Source organism: Citrobacter sp. Colony219, assembly GCF_019382635.1.
In the GTDB taxonomy this organism is placed as follows: domain Bacteria; phylum Pseudomonadota; class Gammaproteobacteria; order Enterobacterales; family Enterobacteriaceae; genus Citrobacter; species Citrobacter youngae.
This window is the reverse complement of the sequence record NZ_CP080033.1, coordinates 3,204,999-3,222,550: the sequence shown is the minus strand read 5'-3', so window position 1 is coordinate 3,222,550 and position 17,552 is coordinate 3,204,999. Positions and strand designations below refer to the sequence as shown.

Here is a 17,552-nt window from a genome sequence, read left to right as displayed (position 1 = left end):
GTTAACGAATCCCTCTCTTACTCCCCAATTGCAGGTTAAGCCCTGATTTTTCGACTATGCTTTTTCCTCAAGTCTCTGAAAAGGGCAGCAAAAGGATGAGGAGAGCAGCATGATAATCTCAAAGGTATGGGTGGGTTCGCTGGCGTTACTGGCCACGATAAGCTTGCCTTTACAGGCCGCGTCACCCGTCACTGTGGGGTCAAAAATTGATACCGAAGGGGCGCTGCTCGGCAATATTATTTTGCAGGTGCTTGAGAGCCACGGCGTGAAAACTGTCAATAAAGTACAACTGGGCACTACGCCCGTGGTGCGTGGGGCCATCACTTCCGGTGAACTGGATATTTATCCGGAATATACCGGCAATGGCGCATTCTTTTTTAAAGATGAAAACGACCCCGCGTGGAAAAATGCGCAGGCCGGTTTCGAGAAAGTGAAAAAACTGGACGCTGAGCAAAATAAACTGATTTGGCTAACGCCTGCGCCAGCCAACAATACCTGGACTATTGCAGTACGTCAGGATATCGCTGAAAAAAACAAACTTGTCTCTCTTGCGGATTTAGGCCGCTACCTGAAAGAGGGGGGGACGTTCAAACTGGCGGCCTCTGCTGAGTTTATTGAGCGTGCAGACGCGCTGCCCGCATTTGAAAAAGCGTATGACTTCAAACTCAATCAGAACCAATTGTTGTCGCTGGCAGGGGGCGATACCGCAGTGACAATTAAAGCTGCGGCGCAGCAGACCTCCGGAGTTAATGCCGCAATGGCTTACGGAACCGATGGCCCTGTTGCCGCGCTGGGGCTGCAAACATTAAGCGATCCTAAAGGGGTTCAGCCGATTTACGCGCCAGCGCCCGTCGTGCGTGAGTCGGTGCTGAAAGACTACCCGCAAATGGGGGAATGGCTACAGCCGGTATTTGCCAGCCTGGATGAAAAAACGCTGCAGCAGCTCAACGCCAGTATCGCCGTTGAGGGGCTGGATGCGAAAAAAGTCGCGGCAGATTACCTGAAGCAAAAAGGATGGGTGAAGTAACGGATTTGCAGCAGGTGAGTGTTGTGTCGAAGATATCCGTTAATCGGGTGCTGTTGCTGCTGGTGGTTCTGACCGTGGCCGCAGCCGCGCTTCCTTTCATCAGTTATGCCCCTAATCGTCTGGTTTCCGGTGAAGGCCGCCAACTCTGGGAGGTCTGGCCCCACATGGCGTGGGGACTGGCGGCGACACTTTTACTGCTCGTGGTTCTATGCTTCATACCCGGTAAATCCGGCAGTGTATTGACGCTGGTTATTGTCCAGTTACTGGTGATAGCGGCGTTGTTTATGGCCGGGAAAACGGCAACGCATCTGGCTCAGACGGGAACTTCTGTCGCCAGAACCAGCCTGGGGAGCGGTTTCTGGCTTGGGGTAGGGGTGTTGTTGCTGGCTGGCAGTGACGCCATTCGGCGTATCACCGCTCAGCCGCTGTGGCGCTGGGTGCTGCATGCGCAAATTGTCATTGTGCCAGTGGCGCTGCTGCTGACCGGCACCCTTAACGATCTTTCTCTGCTCAAAGAATATGCCAACCGCCATGATGTCTTTGATGATGCTCTGGCGCAGCACCTGACTATTCTGTTCGGTACTGTGGTGCCTGCGCTGTGTATTGGCGTGCCGCTGGGTATCTGGTGCACCTTTTCTGCTTCGCGTCAGGGGCCAATATTTGCTGTGCTGAATATCATCCAGACGATCCCCTCCGTCGCGTTGTTTGGTTTGTTGATCGCGCCGCTTGCCGGACTGGTTAAGCATTTCCCGTGGCTTAGCTCGCTCGGCGTAGCGGGAACGGGCCTGACGCCGGCGCTGATTGCGCTGGTGCTGTATGCCTTATTGCCACTGGTTCGTGGCGTGGTGGCTGGGCTGAATCAGGTTCCGCGTGATGTGATGGAAAGTGCTCGGGCGATGGGGATGAGCGCGCGTCAGCGTTTTCTTTCGGTGCAGCTTCCGTTAGCGCTACCCGTTTTCCTGCGTAGCTTGCGGGTGGTGATGGTACAGACGGTGGGGATGGCGGTCATTGCCGCATTGATTGGGGCTGGCGGATTTGGCGCGTTGGTCTTTCAGGGACTGCTCAGTAGCGCCGTTGATTTAGTGCTACTGGGTGTGATTCCGGTGGTGGTACTGGCAGTGCTGATTGATGCGCTGTTTGATTTAGGCTTAGCGCTGCTGAAGGTGACAAACGATGATTGAATTTAGCCATGTCAATAAAACCTATAACCAGCAACAGGCCGTGAGCGATCTCAATCTGCATTTAGGCGAAGGGAGCTTTTCGGTATTAATTGGGACCTCCGGTTCGGGGAAATCCACCACGTTGAAAATGATCAACCGGCTGGTCGAGCATGACAGTGGGCAGATCCGTTTTGCCGGGGAAGAGATCCGTAGCCTGCCGGTGCTGGAATTAAGACGACGTATGGGCTATGCCATCCAGTCGATTGGCTTATTTCCACACTGGACTGTCGCCCAGAACATTGCCACCGTACCACAGCTGCAGAAGTGGTCACGTGCACGTATTGATGACCGAACAGAAGAACTGATGGCGTTGCTGGGGTTGGAAGCGGATTTGCGTCACCGCTATCCGCATCAGCTTTCCGGCGGCCAACAGCAGCGGGTCGGTGTGGCACGCGCGCTGGCGGCTGACCCTCAGGTCCTGCTGATGGACGAACCTTTTGGCGCGCTGGATCCGGTAACACGCAGTGCGCTACAGCAGGAGATGACGCGTATCCACCGTCTGTTGGGTCGTACCATCGTGTTGGTGACGCATGATATCGATGAAGCGCTGAGACTGGCGGAGCACCTGGTGTTAATGGATGCGGGCCAGGTGGTGCAGCAGGGCACGCCGCTGTCGATGTTGACGGCTCCGGTGAATGATTTCGTGCGGACCTTTTTTGGCCACAGTGAACTGGGTGTAAGACTGCTGTCATTGCGCACGGTGGGAGATTTTACCCGTCGTGGTGAACAGTTGGCCGGTGAGCCGTTGGTGGACGAGATGACGTTACGTGATGCGTTATCTGTTTTTGTCGCCCGTGGCTGTGATGTGTTGCCGGTGGTTAATGCCCATGGCGTGGCCCGTGGTACGTTGCATTTTCACGATCTGCTTTCGGAGACACCGCACAGTGAAACATCTGTTTGATCCTCTGCTGTGGCTCATTGCGCTGTTCCTGGTGTTGCTGGTGGGATTGCCCCACAGCCAGACACTGTTCAGCGCGTTGTTTCCCCAATTGCCGCGTCCTGTTTATCAGCAAGAGAGCTTTATGGCACTGGCGCTGGCGCATTTCACGCTGGTGGGCATTTCAAGCCTGATTGCTGTCATTATTGGCGTTGGGGCAGGTGTAGCGGTAACCCGATCCTGGGGCGCGGAATTCAGGCCGATAGTGGAAACCATTGCCGCCGTGGGGCAAACTTTTCCGCCGGTTGCGGTGCTGGCGATCGCCGTACCGGTGATGGGGTTTGGCTCGGAGCCTGCGATTATCGCGCTGATCCTGTATGGGGTGTTACCGATCTTACAGGCAACGCTGGCAGGGCTGGGAGGGATCTCTGCCAGCGTAATAGATATCGCCAGCGGGATGGGCATGAGTCAGGGGCAGCGGCTACGGAAAGTCGAACTTCCGCTCGCGGCACCGGTTATTCTGGCCGGGATTCGCACGTCAGTGATTATTAATATTGGCACCGCAACGATTGCCTCTACCGTTGGTGCGAATACGTTAGGAACACCGATTATTATCGGGTTAAGCGGGTTTAATACCGCCTATGTGATCCAGGGGGCGCTGCTGGTCGCATTGGCCGCAGTCATTGTCGATCGCGGGTTTGAGCGATTAGCGTACTACCTTACCCGGCACGTAAAATAAAGGTATAACCTGCCAGCATCACGCCGCCGATACCACCGATGGCCATCAGCAGGAAGAGGGTTATAACACCGATTTTAGCTGCGCTCATTTTGTACTCCTTATGTGAATTCAAGGATTGTACACGTTTGTTAATAAAATATTAAATACCGAGTGGATAAATATCGTGACCTAACGCGCGCCACTCATCCAGTTGTTGGTGTTGTGCAGGGGTTTGGTTCTCTCCGCACCAGACGAGCAGGGTGCGTCCTTCAAACAGTTCGGGCCGTAGCTGATTGAGCGAGTGGGCCAGTACATCAACACGCCATCCTTGCTGGCTGGCAACCCAGCCTTCCAGCCATAAGCGGGTGGTATCGTGGATATTCCAGCCGACTACCAGGGCATCTTTACCCTGTTTTTTACGCGCCGAGGCAAGGCAAATCGCAATATAATTGATGAGCACACCGTCAAGGATCCCCAATAGCGCCTGAAGAATGGGCTGCTGGCATTGCAGACGTCGGCGTAAGGGAATAAACAAATGCGTATTGAGCGTTTGCGCAGGGTAATCCTGACCACGCTCTTTGATCCACAACCTGAGGCTGTGCAAATTGTTACTTTGCAAATAGCTCAATAGCGTTTCTTGTTGCTCACGCCAACCGTTATGCACATCAATGTTCTCATTGCTGAGTAACATTTTAACTTTACTGACCTGAACGCCATTATTTATCCAGCGTTTTATCTCACGGATCCTGTCAATGTCCGCATCGTTAAACAGGCGATGCCCCCCGTCTGTACGCTGAGGTTTTAGTAATCCGTAACGCCTCTGCCATGCACGTAAAGTGACAGGGTTGATATCACAAAGCAAAGCCACTTCACCTATCGTGTAAAGCGCCATCGTTGTCTCACTCTTGCTCGCGAGGTCCCAGTTTTACTTTAGACGCTCTTTTGCGAACCAGGTAGTTTTGTCTGTTTTTTGATCAAAAGAAGGGTGAGATTGTCGTCATACTCGCGCTTTCGAGTGATCGTTCTCACAAATTCCTGTTTTTTTGCAACAGTTCAAAGAAAGTTACGCGCAGCCCATGTATGTTACGCGCTTTTAAGAAATGTGTGGTTGGCGGGTATGTACGAGTTTAATCTGGTGTTGCTGCTGCTTCAGCAGATGTGCGTGTTTCTCGTTATCGCGTGGCTAATGAGCAAGACGCGCCTGTTTATCCCGCTGATGCAGGTCACTATACGACTGCCGCACAAACTTCTGTGTTACGTCACCTTCTCCATCTTTTGCATCATGGGCACCTACTTTGGGCTGCATATTGAAGACTCCATTGCGAATACTCGCGCCATCGGCGCGGTGATGGGCGGTCTGCTTGGCGGTCCTGTTGTTGGGGGACTGGTTGGCCTGACCGGCGGTCTTCATCGCTATTCGATGGGGGGCATGACGGCGCTCAGTTGCATGATTTCGACCATCGTGGAAGGCCTGCTTGGGGGACTGGTACATAGTGTCCTTACCCGACGTGGCCGTACTGATAAAGTGTTTAGTCCACTGACTGCGGGCGCGATTACCTTTGTCGCCGAGCTGGTGCAGATGCTGATCATTTTGCTGATTGCGCGTCCCTTTGAGGATGCCTTGCACCTGGTCAGTAACATTGCCGCGCCGATGATGGTGACCAATACCGTTGGCGCTGCGTTGTTTATGCGTATTCTGCTCGACAAACGCGCGATGTTTGAAAAATACACCTCGGCGTTTTCTGCCACTGCGCTAAAAGTTGCCGCCTCTACGGAGGGGATTCTGCGACAGGGATTTAACGAGGTTAACAGCATGAAGGTCGCTCAGGTGCTGTATGAAGAGTTGGATATCGGTGCGGTGGCGATTACTGACCGCGAGAAGCTACTGGCGTTTACCGGCATTGGTGATGACCATCACCTGCCAGGCAAGCCCATATCCTCTTCATATACTCAACGGGCGATTGAAACCGGAGAAGTCGTGTATGCCGATGGTAATGAAGTGCCTTATCGCTGTTCATTGCATCCGCAATGCAAATTAGGGTCGACGCTGGTGATCCCGTTGCGTGGTGAAAACCAGCGGGTGATGGGGACGATTAAACTGTATGAAGCTAAAAACCGTCTCTTTAGCTCAATTAACCGCACGCTGGGAGAAGGGATCGCCCAGTTGCTTTCCGCGCAAATCCTGGCCGGACAATATGAGCGACAAAAAGCGATGCTGACGCAGTCAGAAATCAAACTTCTGCACGCTCAGGTTAATCCCCATTTTCTGTTTAACGCGTTGAATACGATTAAAGCCGTGATCCGTCGTGACAGCGAACAGGCCAGCCAACTGGTGCAATATCTCTCGACTTTCTTTCGTAAGAATTTAAAACGACCGTCGGAAATTGTGACGCTGGCTGATGAAATTGAACACGTAAATGCCTATCTGCAAATTGAAAAGGCACGATTCCAGTCCCGTCTGCAGGTGACCTTAACGGTCCCGGAAGCGCTTGCGTATCAGCAATTACCTGCGTTTACTCTGCAACCGATAGTCGAGAATGCGATTAAGCATGGCACTTCCCAGCTACTTGATACCGGAGAAGTCTCTATCACGGCTCGTCAGGAAGGGCAGTATCTGATGCTGGATATTGAAGATAATGCCGGACTGTATCAGCCCACGACTGAGTCCAGCGGGCTTGGAATGAGTCTGGTGGACAAACGCCTGCGGGAACGGTTTGGCGATGATTTTGGCATCAGCGTAGCCTGTGAGCCTGACCTCTTTACCCGAATTACTTTACGACTTCCCCTGGAGGAACTGGCATGATCAAAGTGCTGATTGTCGATGATGAACCGTTAGCGCGGGAGAACCTGCGGATCCTGTTACAGGAGCAAAGCGACATCGAGATAGTCGGAGAGTGTTCGAATGCGGTAGAGGCCATTGGTGCAGTACATAAGCTGCGTCCGGATGTGCTGTTCCTCGATATCCAGATGCCGCGTATCAGCGGGCTGGAAATGGTGGGTATGCTGGATCCCGAGCATCGCCCGTATATCGTTTTTCTCACCGCTTTTGACGAATATGCAGTGAAAGCCTTTGAAGAACATGCCTTTGATTATCTGCTTAAGCCGATTGAAGAAACGCGGCTGGAGAAAACGCTGATCCGTTTACGTCAGGAGCGCACGAAGCAGGATGTGTCGTTACTGCCGGAACATCAGCAGGCGCTTAAGTTCATTCCATGTAGCGGTCATAGCCGAATCTATCTGCTGCAAATGGATGATGTGGCGTTTGTCAGCAGTCGGATGAGCGGCGTTTATGTGACCAGTAGCGATGGCAAAGAAGGATTCACCGAGCTGACGCTCAGAACGCTGGAGAGTCGTACTCCGCTGCTGCGCTGCCACCGACAATACCTGGTCAACATGGCCCATTTGCAGGAGATCCGTCTGGAAGATAACGGTCAGGCTGAGCTGATTTTACGTAACGGACTGACTGTCCCGGTGAGCCGTCGGTACCTCAAAAGTCTAAAAGAGGCGATTGGCCTGTAAAACTGGTACACTGCGCGCCATTGCATCACCGACAGTTGAAGGCTCTATGCTAAGTAACGATATTCTTCGTAGCCTGCGCTACACCCTGAAAGCGAACAATAACGATATGGTGCGCATTCTTGCGCTTGCTGAGATGGAATCCACCTCAGCAGGTTTCGACACCTGGATGACAAAAGAAGATGAGGACGGGTTTGTTCGCTGCCCGGATATCATTCTCTCCGGTTTCCTGAACGGTCTTATCTACCATCTCCGTGGCAAAGATGATTCTGCGCCGGAACTGGCGATTGAACGTCGTGTTAACAACAATACGGTGCTGAAAAAACTGCGTATCGCGTTTTCACTGAAAACTGATGATATTCTGGCCATCATGACCGAACAGAAATTTCGCGTATCGATGCCGGAAATCACCGCGATGATGCGTGCACCGGACCATAAAAATTATCGCGAATGTGGCGATCAATTCTTGCGCTATTTCTTGCGCGGTTTAACTGCGCGAGTACATAACGCGAGGTCGTGATTTTTGGCCAGCGGCGCGGTGCTTGCAGGACCTACGGGATTTGTAGACCGGGTAAGGCGAAGCCGACAGCCGGAAAAAAACAAAAAAAAGCCGGAGATAATCTCCGGCTTTTTTGTTATTTCACCTGCTGACCAGGTTTCGCACCGTCATCCGGGCTTAACAGGAAGATGTCTTTTCCGCCAGGGCCTGCTGCCATCACCATCCCTTCAGAGATACCGAAGCGCATCTTACGCGGCGCCAGGTTCGCCACCATAATAGTCTGGCGACCAATCAGGGCTTGCGGATCCGGGTAGGCGGAGCGAATACCGGAGAAGACGTTACGCTTCTCACCGCCAAGATCCAGCGTCAGGCGCAGCAGTTTGTCGGAACCTTCCACGAACTCGGCGTTTTCAATCAGCGCCACGCGCAGATCAACTTTAGCGAAATCGTCAAAGGTGATAGTGTCCTGGATAGGGTCATCCGCCAGCGGGCCGGTCACCGGTGTGGCTGCGGCTTTCACTTCTTCTTTGGAGGCTTCCACCAGCGCTTCTACCTGTTTCATGTCGATACGGTTGTAGAGCGCCTTAAAGGTGTTGACCTTGTGACCGAGCAGCGGTTGCTCAATGGCATCCCAGGACAGGTCGCTGTTCAGGAATGCCTCAACACGTTCAGCAAGCGTCGGCAGTACCGGTTTCAGGTACGTCATCAGAACGCGGAACAGGTTAATACCCATGGAGCAAATTGCCTGCAGGTCGGCGTCACGGCCTTCCTGTTTAGCCACGACCCACGGTGCCTGTTCGTCAACGTAGCGGTTCGCCACGTCGGCCAGCGCCATGATTTCGCGGATTGCTTTCCCGAATTCACGGCTTTCCCACGCTTCGCCAATTACCGCTGCGGCGTCGGTAAAGGTTTTGTACAGTGCCGGATCGGCCAGTTCAGCAGCCAGAATGCCGTCAAAACGCTTAGCAATAAAGCCCGCGTTACGCGACGCCAGGTTGACCACTTTGTTAACGATATCGGCGTTAACGCGCTGGACAAAGTCTTCCAGATTCAGGTCGATATCATCAATGCGCGAAGAGAGTTTCGCGGTGTAGTAGTAACGCAAACTGTCGGCATCAAAGTGTTTCAGCCAGGTGCTGGCTTTAATGAAGGTTCCGCGAGACTTGGACATCTTCGCGCCGTTTACCGTCACATACCCGTGAACGAACAGGTTGGTCGGCTTACGGAAATTACTGCCTTCCAGCATGGCAGGCCAGAACAGGCTGTGGAAGTAGACGATATCTTTACCGATGAAGTGATACAGCTCGGCGTCGGAATCTTTCTTCCAGTACTCATCAAAGCTGGTTGTGTCGCCACGCTTGTCGCACAGGTTTTTGAACGAGCCCATGTAGCCAATTGGCGCATCCAGCCAGACGTAGAAATACTTGCCCGGTGCATTCGGGATTTCAAAACCGAAGTACGGTGAATCGCGGGAAATATCCCACTGCTGCAGGCCGGATTCAAACCACTCCTGCATTTTGTTCGCCACTTGCTCCTGCAACGCACCGCTGCGCGTCCACGCCTGCAGCATTTCGCTGAACGACGGCAGGTCAAAGAAAAAGTGCTCGGAGTCACGCATTACCGGCGTCGCGCCAGACACAACGGATTTCGGCTCGATAAGTTCAGTCGGGCTGTAGGTTGCGCCGCAGACTTCACAGTTATCGCCGTACTGATCCGGAGATTTACATTTCGGGCAGGTGCCTTTAACGAAACGATCCGGCAGGAACATACCTTTTTCCGGGTCGTAAAGCTGGGAAATCGTACGGTTCTTAATAAAACCGTTCTCCTTCAGGCGTGTGTAAATCAGCTCAGACAGCTCACGGTTCTCTTCGCTGTGCGTTGAGTGGTAGTTGTCATAGCTAATGTCAAAACCTGCAAAATCAGTCTGATGCTCCTGACTCATTTCACCGATCATCTGCTCTGGTGTGATCCCAAGCTGCTGTGCTTTCAGCATGATTGGCGTACCGTGTGCGTCGTCCGCGCAGATGAAGTTAACCTGGTGGCCGCGCATTCGCTGGTAACGGACCCAGACATCAGCCTGGATGTGCTCCAGCATATGGCCGAGGTGGATTGAGCCGTTGGCGTACGGCAGCGCGCACGTTACCAGAATTTTCTTCGCGACTTGAGTCATAGTGGGCAATTACTTCTTTTGTAGTGAAAAGGGCTTTGATAGTACCAAAATGGTAATTACTGCGCCAAGCGATAAGGGCATTTATCCGTAAATGAATAATTGTTGCGGTTGGAGTAAACTACCTGGTGACTATTGTATATTCAGAACAACAAAAAGGAGTCGGGATGAACGCACAATCCCAGGCCAAATCACCAGAGACCCTGCGCGCGATGGTTGCCGGGACGCTGGCGAATTTTCAGCATTCAACCCTGAAGCATAATCTGACGACGCTTAAAGCGTTGCATCACGTCGCCTGGATGGATGACACGTTGCACGTTGAGCTGGTCATGCCGTTTGTCTGGCATAGCGCGTTTGAGGACTTAAAAGAGCAATGTAGCGCCGATCTGCTGCGCATTACCGGAGCGAAAGCGATCGACTGGAAACTGTCGCATAACATCGCGACGCTGAAGCGTGTGAAAAACCAGCCGGGCATAAATGGTGTAAAAAACATCATCGCCGTCAGTTCGGGTAAAGGCGGTGTGGGTAAATCCTCTACCGCCGTGAACCTGGCGCTGGCGCTGGCTGCGGAAGGAGCGAAGGTAGGTATTCTGGACGCCGATATTTATGGCCCGTCTATCCCGACAATGCTCGGCGCGGAAAACCAGCGTCCAACCTCGCCAGATGGCACCCACATGGCGCCGATCATGTCTCACGGTCTGGCGACGAACTCCATTGGTTATCTGGTCACTGACGATAACGCGATGGTGTGGCGCGGCCCGATGGCCAGTAAAGCGCTGCTGCAGATGCTGCAGGAAACCTTATGGCCGGATCTTGATTACCTGGTACTGGATATGCCGCCGGGTACGGGTGACATCCAGTTGACGCTGGCGCAGAACATTCCGGTAACGGGTGCTGTTGTGGTGACTACGCCGCAGGACATTGCGCTGATCGATGCGAAAAAAGGCATTGTGATGTTCGAGAAAGTCGAGGTGCCGGTGCTGGGTATTGTTGAGAATATGAGTATGCATATTTGCAGCAACTGCGGTCATCACGAGCCTATCTTTGGCACCGGTGGCGCGCAGAAACTGGCCGAGCAGTATCACACCCAACTGCTGGGACAAATGCCGCTGCATATTTCCTTGCGTGAAGATCTCGACCGCGGTATGCCGACGGTTATCAGTCGTCCCGACAGTGAATTCACCGCGATTTACCGCAGCCTGGCAGGGCGTGTTGCTGCCCAGCTTTACTGGCAGGGAGAAGTTATCCCTGGTGAGATCGCCTTCCGCGCCGTGTAATTAACAGTGTTACAAATATTCACCACATCAATGATATATTGATGTGGTGAATATATCGAGCTAAAAAGTCCACGATATATTTCATCCTGCCTTAATAAACCATGTCTTTTTCTGAATGAACGCCCTCAATGCATCATTGTAATTGATCAAATTGATCTCATTAATCTATAATTTCCATTGGATTGAACAGCGCGTTTCACCCGTATTACGCTGACAGGCCATCTGCATGTTATTTGATGTTAACCACAGAGGTGACGATAAAAATGAAAATTAGCTCGCTGATGGGAACTATAATTCTGACTTATGGAATAAGTGCATCTGCGTTTGCTTCCGATACCGCGACCTTAACAATCAGTGGACGAGTAACCGAACCAACCTGTAGTACCGATGTTGTAAATAACAACGTGCAACAGCGGTGTGGTAAGACGTTCCATTTTTCAACTGTTAACAATGTCGCTTCTTCACCTGCACGTGGGGTGGTGACGGAAATGGTTACAGTCCCTGGCGATACCACGCGACAGATCGTACTCAATCGCTACGATTAAAAAGAACGCCTTTATTAACCACATATCATTTTAATGAATGATATGTGGTTTTCTATGCATAGAATAAATTTATCCAGACAGTTAATCGCATAAATTTATTAATCCTGAAAATAATACAAATCCTGATTTATTTGTTACATGTATATTGCGATTTGTAACTTGTTTTAAATCAATAAAACAACGTGTTTACATTGCGGCAACGTTTCACCTGTGAGAATTTAATTTCAAGAGATAACCCCTCTTAACAAATCGAAATTAATTCATTAAGGAAGATATTATGAAACGTTCAATTATTTCTGCTGCTGTCTTGTCTGCTGTATTTATGAGCGCTGGGGTTTTTGCTGCTAATAATGAAGAGGGTACTCTAACTATTAATGGGGAAATTAAAGGATCTTCTTGCTATTTTGACAGTGGCAAAGACTCTGAAATTCTTCAATTGAATGCCGTTGATGCATCACTTTTCGCCAATAAAGCGGTCGGGGAGGTGGTTGAAGGCAATGCCCAAAAAGCAACAAATATGAAGATAATTTGCCCTGGGAATTCGAAGTTAACAAGCATTAATATCACAAATGTTGTTTTTGGTGATGGCGGCATTATTAAACCGTCAACAGGGGCGGATACTAACGTTGGTTTCAAACTTAAAATGGACGAAAAGCATATTGATAAAACTGGCGTTATTGATATTTCATCTTTAAATAAAACGCTGGGAGGGGAAGGGGAGATCTATACTTTGAATTTTGATGCCGACTATTCTCGATTGAATTTAAATCCGGTTAAAAATGGTCAACTTAGCGCCACAGTCACTTTTTCTGTTTCGGCTGAATAAATTATTTTGCCGGTAATTATTACCGGCATTATTTTGGATGGCACCGTATGAAACGAATATTTATCTCAATGCTTGTGATATGCTCTTTTTCTGGACACGCAGGGATCGTGATTTATGGTACTCGCGTAATCTACCCAGCAGAAAAAAATGAAGTTCTGGTACAGTTGATGAACCAAGGGGAGCGTTCGTCACTGGTGCAATCATGGATTGATGACGGCAATACGTCATTACCGCCGGAAAAAATTAACGTACCCTTTATGCTTACACCTCCAGTAGCGAAGATTCCCGGAGATTCAGGCCAGCAACTGAAAATTAAAAAAATGCCGAATACGCTGCCTAACGATAAAGAGAGTTTATTTTTTCTTAATGTACTGGATATTCCACCGAATAATCCTGATAGCGCCGGAAAAAATGTACTCAAATTCGCCATGCAGAATCGAATTAAACTTTTTTATCGGCCAAAAGGTATTTCCGCCGTTAATAAAAATACTTTCCATAAACTGGCGTTAACACGCAGTGGTAATAGTTATTCTATCAGAAATGATGCTGCTAACTGGGTTACGGTGACAGAAGTTAAAGCTAATAATGTCAAAATCAACAATGAAAGTATTATGCTTGCTCCGCTCTCCAGTGCGAATGTGGCATTGAAAAATACTAATGCCAATCAGTATAAAATGACCATTATTGACGATCACGGCAATTATATTAGTGATAACGTCAGCCTAAAATAACAGGAGCTGGTTATGTTAAGGATGACTCCGCTTGCTTCGGCAATACTGCTGTTGTTGGTTGGCATTGACGCCCAGGCCGCAGAAGATACGTTTGACACCCACTTTATGATGGGCGGTATGAAAGGCGAAAAAGTCTCAAATTTTCGCCTCGATGATAACCAACCACTGCCAGGCCAATATGATATTGATATCTACGTCAATAAGCAGTGGCGTGGTAAGTATGAAATAACCGTTAAGGATAATCCGGATGACACCTGTTTATCCCGTGACGCATTAACGCGTCTGGGGATAAATACACAAGCATTGGACCAGCAGAATGAATGCCCAACCCTAAAGCAGGCGGTACAGGGAGGCAGTTACGCCTGGAATATCGGCACGTTTCGTCTTGATCTCAGCGTACCGCAGGCGTATGTCGATGAGCTTGAGAATGGCTATGTTCCTCCGGAAAACTGGGATCGTGGCATCAATGCCTTCTATACCTCGTACTATGCCAGCCAGTATTACAGCGACTATAAGGATTCTGGTAACAGTAAAAGTACCTATGCACGCTTTACCAGTGGGTTAAATCTGCTGGGCTGGCAGTTGCATTCCGATGCCAGCTATAACAAAACCGATGACAGCAACGGGGAGTGGAAAAGTAATACCCTGTATCTGGAACGTGGCATCCCGCAAATTCTGGGCACTCTGCGTGCCGGGGATATGTATACCTCATCAGATATTTTTGACGCGGTACGTTTTCGGGGCGTGCGGCTGTATCGCGATATGCAGATGCTGCCAAACTCAAAGCAGAATTTTACGCCGCTGGTTCAGGGGATTGCGCAAAGCAACGCGCTGGTTACCATCGAACAAAACGGTTTTGTGGTTTACCAGAAAGAGGTTCCGCCTGGCCCGTTCTCCATTGCTGATTTGCAGCTGGCTGGAGGGGGAGCGGATCTTGACGTCAGTATCAAAGAGGCTGACGGCTCGGTAACAACCTATCTGGTACCGTACGCTGCGGTGCCCAATATGCTGCAGCCGGGGGTCTCAAAATATGATTTTGCCGCTGGACGTAGCCATATCGAAGGCGCCAGCAACCAGACCGATTTTGCGCAGATGAGCTACCAATACGGGCTGAATAATCTGTTAACGCTGTATGGCGGCACCATGCTGGCAGATAACTACAATGCGTTTACGCTTGGAACCGGCTGGAATACACGTATCGGCGCGATTTCCGTCGATGCGACACAATCGCACAGCAAACAGGATAATGGTGATGTGTTTGACGGGCAGAGCTACCAGATTGCCTATAACAAATATTTGACGCAAACCGCCACCCGTTTTGGCCTGGCAGCTTATCGCTACTCATCACGGGATTATCGGACATTTAACGATCATGTCTGGGCAAACAATAAGAACAACTACCATCGCGATGAAAATGATGTGTACGACATCGCGGATTATTACCAGAATGATTTTGGTCGTAAAAACAGCTTTTCGGCTAACGTCAGCCAGTCTTTGCCGCAAGGTTGGGGCTCTTTTTCGCTCAGTACGCTGTGGCGCGATTACTGGGGACGGAGCGGTAACAGTAAAGATTATCAGGTTAGCTATTCCAATAGCTGGCAACGGATTAGCTATACCTTTTCCGCCAGCCAGACTTACGATGAAGATCATCATGAAGATAAACGTTTTAACGTCTTTATCTCTATACCTTTCGATTGGGGAGATGATATTAGCGCTCCACGCAGGCATTTATATGTGTCTAATTCCACGACGTTTGATGATGATGGTTTTGCGTCCAACAATACCGGACTTTCGGGCACCGCAGGCAGTCGCGATCAGTTTAACTATGGGGTGAATCTGAGCCATCAGCGGCAGGGTAGCGAAACAACGGCAGGCGGCAATCTGACGTGGAATGCGCCAGTTGCGACGCTTAACGGCAGCTACAGTCAGTCGTCTAAATACACACAAACTGGCGGCAGTATTTCAGGTGGCCTTGTGGCCTGGTCTGGTGGCGTGAATTTAGCCAACAGACTGTCAGAAACGTTTGCCGTCATGCATGCGCCTGGTCTGGAAGGGGCGTATGTGAACGGGCAGAAATATCGCACCACTGACCACAATGGCGTGGTGGTTTACGACGGCTTAACGCCTTATCGCGAAAACCATCTGATGCTGGATGTGTCCAATACCAATAGTGAAACCGATCTGCAGGGGAACCGCCGGAACGTTGCGCCATATCGCGGTGCGGTAGTGCTGACAACATTTGATACTGACCAGCGTAAACCGTGGTATATCCGGGCGCAGCGCCCTGATGGTTTACCGCTGACGTTTGGTTATGAAGTTGAAGACAATCATGGACACAATATTGGCGTAGTAGGCCAGGGAAGCCAGCTTTTTATTCGCACCAATGAAGTGCCATCGGTGATAAAAGTGGCGGTCGATAAACAACAGGGACTTTCATGCTCAATCACTTTCGGCAAAACGATTGATGAAAGTAAAGTTTATATTTGTCGGTGAGAGGTGGATATGAAATATTTGTTTTTTTTAATTGCATTAATTAGTTTTGGTGCAAGTAGTCATTGTTATATTTCTAATGGGGCTGAAACCTATGTGTCTGGCGATGAATTAAAGCTTAATAATATGAAAGGCAATGTTGTCAATATATCCAATTTTAAATTTACGCATAAGCCTATATGTAGAAATTTATTTGACATGGGGGGGGAAACTGTATTTAGTATAGAATTTCCTAGGGAAACCTATTATGTATACCATGCTGATGCTGGTGACATATATTTGAGGGCTACATTTTCTTCTGACCCTGCACATATCTTGTATGATAAAAAAAACTCTTTTACAGAGATGGATATAGGAAAAATAAATAAGGCAGAAATTACCTTAACTTTTGATGTTGTTTCAAAAGCTACTGGGGTAAGTCAAAATGCAAAAAATATAAATGAAGGCATCCAGATAGATTTTATTCCTGAGAAATGCTTTTCAACAGGATGTTTGTTCGGGCATGATAATACGAATCATTATTATCGTGTAACTTATATCCCACAAATCACGCAAATGACAAAAACTTGTAGATTTAATGATGGTGTACTTACTGCCCCAGCAGTTACGATATCAGATCTGAATAATAATGCTTCCAGGTATCTAAAGCTTGAACCTACATCAGGTAACGTATCTTTTATTTGCAATAAAGGATTGTCCTCTTATTCTTTTAAGTATCATTTTGAGTCGGAGAGTATTCAAGGTAATATCCTCAAGAATGAATATGAAAATGAATATGGAGGTGCTGGGGATGTTGGGTTTGAAATCTCACTAAATGGAAGTCAAGCAATTAATTTTAGTGCAGGGAATAGTTCCAGCTATGATCTTTTGAATTTTAAAGATGTAACTCCAGAAGAACAACGCGTTAACTTAAATCTATATGGGAGATATGTTGTATATGGACAAAATATTCGACCAGGTAAAGTACAAAGTAGAGTTAAAGTTGTTACGGAATACGAGTGATATTTAATTGACGCACCCTTTATATAGGGTGCGTGTTTTTTTACCGGTGATAAAAAATCTCGCCGTCGTAGGCTTTAATGATTTTACCGTCGGCATCATTGACCAGCACATACGCGCCGCCCATATAGGTCCAGTGGGTGCCTGGCGTCGGTGCGGGCAGGTTGCGCAGATTCCACTGCTTAATGGTGTATTCTTCGGTGAGATACAGTGGTGGAACCTTGTCACCGGGTTTGAAATGGGTGAAGTCAGCAATAAAGCTGCTCAGCTCATACTTATCGATACCGGTGGGGGCTGCTGTTGCGGCTGGCGCGGCCCAGACGACGCTGCTCGCAAGCAGAAGTGCGCCCAGCAACATTTTATTTTTCATACCCATCCTTTCTACCTCTTCGGGTCATCAAAATCAGTCGTGTATCATTTCTGGCTTACAGGATATCTGACAAGCACTATTTTGTGTGTACCCCAGTTATTTCGTAAAAAGTGTAAATGAAGTGCAGATATGTAGGCAATGTTGGCCTGCAATTTACAACATGCCGTGCAGACAGTATCCTGTTGCTGAAACCTGAATATCATATTTGTGTTTCAACGACTCGGGGTGCCCTTCCGCGTGAAGGCTGAGAAATACCCGTACCACCTGATCTGGATAATGCCAGCGTAGGT

The 17,552-nt window shown here is 49.4% G+C and carries 17 protein-coding genes and 1 riboswitch; of the genes, 13 read left to right on the top strand and 4 right to left on the bottom strand.

What is annotated here, in order from left to right:
- The first annotated feature begins 109 nt into the window (after positions 1-109).
- The 4 genes from JTI85_RS14590 to JTI85_RS14575 are packed head-to-tail and all read left to right on the top strand — an operon-like array spanning position 110 to position 3,863.
- The gene (locus JTI85_RS14590) at positions 110-1,027 is read left to right on the top strand and encodes an ABC transporter substrate-binding protein (protein ID WP_142879381.1); all 918 of its coding nucleotides are present in this window, start codon (positions 110-112) and stop codon (positions 1,025-1,027) included.
- Positions 1,015-2,208, top strand: a complete 1,194-nt coding sequence (locus tag JTI85_RS14585) for an ABC transporter permease (protein WP_219351670.1) — start codon at positions 1,015-1,017, stop codon at positions 2,206-2,208. Before JTI85_RS14590 ends, JTI85_RS14585 begins: the two co-directional genes overlap by 13 nt.
- Entirely contained in the window at positions 2,201-3,148 is a 948-nt protein-coding gene (locus JTI85_RS14580; RefSeq protein WP_086523389.1) for an ABC transporter ATP-binding protein, read from the top strand. Before JTI85_RS14585 ends, JTI85_RS14580 begins: the two co-directional genes overlap by 8 nt.
- Positions 3,132-3,863: an ABC transporter permease gene (locus JTI85_RS14575; RefSeq protein ID WP_219351669.1), complete on the top strand. Its 732-nt coding sequence runs from the start codon at positions 3,132-3,134 to the stop codon at positions 3,861-3,863. The genes JTI85_RS14580 and JTI85_RS14575 overlap by 17 nt, the downstream gene beginning before the upstream one ends.
- Here JTI85_RS14575 and JTI85_RS14570 read toward each other — a convergent pair.
- Both JTI85_RS14570 and mlrA read right to left on the bottom strand, forming a co-directional pair.
- Entirely contained in the window at positions 3,844-3,951 is a 108-nt protein-coding gene (locus tag JTI85_RS14570; RefSeq protein WP_003027354.1) for a protein YohO, read from the bottom strand. The two genes, JTI85_RS14575 and JTI85_RS14570, sit on opposite strands and share 20 nt — an antisense overlap.
- 51 nt (positions 3,952-4,002) lie before the next feature.
- Positions 4,003-4,734 (bottom strand): HTH-type transcriptional regulator MlrA, encoded by a 732-nt coding sequence (gene mlrA, locus JTI85_RS14565; RefSeq protein ID WP_048211186.1) that lies wholly within the window; start codon positions 4,732-4,734, stop codon positions 4,003-4,005.
- A 225-nt stretch (positions 4,735-4,959) separates the two neighbouring features.
- Here mlrA and JTI85_RS14560 point away from each other — a divergent pair, with 225 nt between their 5' ends.
- From JTI85_RS14560 to JTI85_RS14550, 3 genes are read left to right on the top strand one after another with little or no spacing between them, the layout of a single operon-like run.
- Entirely contained in the window at positions 4,960-6,645 is a 1,686-nt protein-coding gene (locus tag JTI85_RS14560; RefSeq protein WP_061068154.1) for a sensor histidine kinase, read from the top strand.
- Positions 6,642-7,361: a two-component system response regulator BtsR gene (btsR, locus tag JTI85_RS14555; RefSeq protein ID WP_005129174.1), complete on the top strand. Its 720-nt coding sequence runs from the start codon at positions 6,642-6,644 to the stop codon at positions 7,359-7,361. Before JTI85_RS14560 ends, btsR begins: the two co-directional genes overlap by 4 nt.
- 46 nt (positions 7,362-7,407) lie before the next feature.
- The gene (locus JTI85_RS14550; RefSeq protein WP_124020721.1) at positions 7,408-7,878 is read left to right on the top strand and encodes a DUF1456 family protein; all 471 of its coding nucleotides are present in this window, start codon (positions 7,408-7,410) and stop codon (positions 7,876-7,878) included.
- Between the two features lie 115 nt (positions 7,879-7,993).
- On the opposite strand, the gene metG is transcribed toward JTI85_RS14550, so the two are convergent.
- Positions 7,994-10,027: a methionine--tRNA ligase gene (gene metG / locus JTI85_RS14545; RefSeq protein WP_048211188.1), complete on the bottom strand. Its 2,034-nt coding sequence runs from the start codon at positions 10,025-10,027 to the stop codon at positions 7,994-7,996.
- A 164-nt stretch (positions 10,028-10,191) separates the two neighbouring features.
- Between metG and apbC the strand changes: the two genes are divergently transcribed.
- The 6 genes from apbC to JTI85_RS14515 all read left to right on the top strand — a co-directional run bounded on the left by apbC (position 10,192) and on the right by JTI85_RS14515 (position 16,895).
- Positions 10,192-11,301, top strand: a complete 1,110-nt coding sequence (gene apbC, locus JTI85_RS14540) for an iron-sulfur cluster carrier protein ApbC (protein ID WP_048211189.1) — start codon at positions 10,192-10,194, stop codon at positions 11,299-11,301.
- 263 nt (positions 11,302-11,564) lie between these two features.
- The gene (locus tag JTI85_RS14535) at positions 11,565-11,846 is read left to right on the top strand and encodes a DUF2574 family protein (protein ID WP_219351667.1); all 282 of its coding nucleotides are present in this window, start codon (positions 11,565-11,567) and stop codon (positions 11,844-11,846) included.
- Positions 11,847-12,123: 277 nt separating this feature from the next.
- Positions 12,124-12,672 carry a fimbrial protein gene (locus JTI85_RS14530; RefSeq protein WP_061068153.1) on the top strand — a complete coding sequence of 183 codons (549 nt, stop codon included), beginning with the start codon at positions 12,124-12,126 and terminating at the stop codon, positions 12,670-12,672.
- 47 nt (positions 12,673-12,719) lie between these two features.
- Positions 12,720-13,403 (top strand): fimbria/pilus periplasmic chaperone, encoded by a 684-nt coding sequence (locus JTI85_RS14525; RefSeq protein WP_061068152.1) that lies wholly within the window; start codon positions 12,720-12,722, stop codon positions 13,401-13,403.
- A gap of 12 nt (positions 13,404-13,415) precedes the next feature.
- Positions 13,416-15,896, top strand: coding sequence for a fimbrial biogenesis outer membrane usher protein (locus JTI85_RS14520; protein ID WP_115601790.1), 2,481 nt, complete (start codon positions 13,416-13,418; stop codon positions 15,894-15,896).
- Positions 15,897-15,905: 9 nt separating this feature from the next.
- Entirely contained in the window at positions 15,906-16,895 is a 990-nt protein-coding gene (locus tag JTI85_RS14515; protein ID WP_124020718.1) for a fimbrial protein, read from the top strand.
- 40 nt (positions 16,896-16,935) lie between these two features.
- On the opposite strand, the gene JTI85_RS14510 is transcribed toward JTI85_RS14515, so the two are convergent.
- Positions 16,936-17,268: an RcnB family protein gene (locus JTI85_RS14510; RefSeq protein WP_086523387.1), complete on the bottom strand. Its 333-nt coding sequence runs from the start codon at positions 17,266-17,268 to the stop codon at positions 16,936-16,938.
- A 205-nt stretch (positions 17,269-17,473) separates the two neighbouring features.
- Positions 17,474-17,552, top strand: a riboswitch (TPP riboswitch).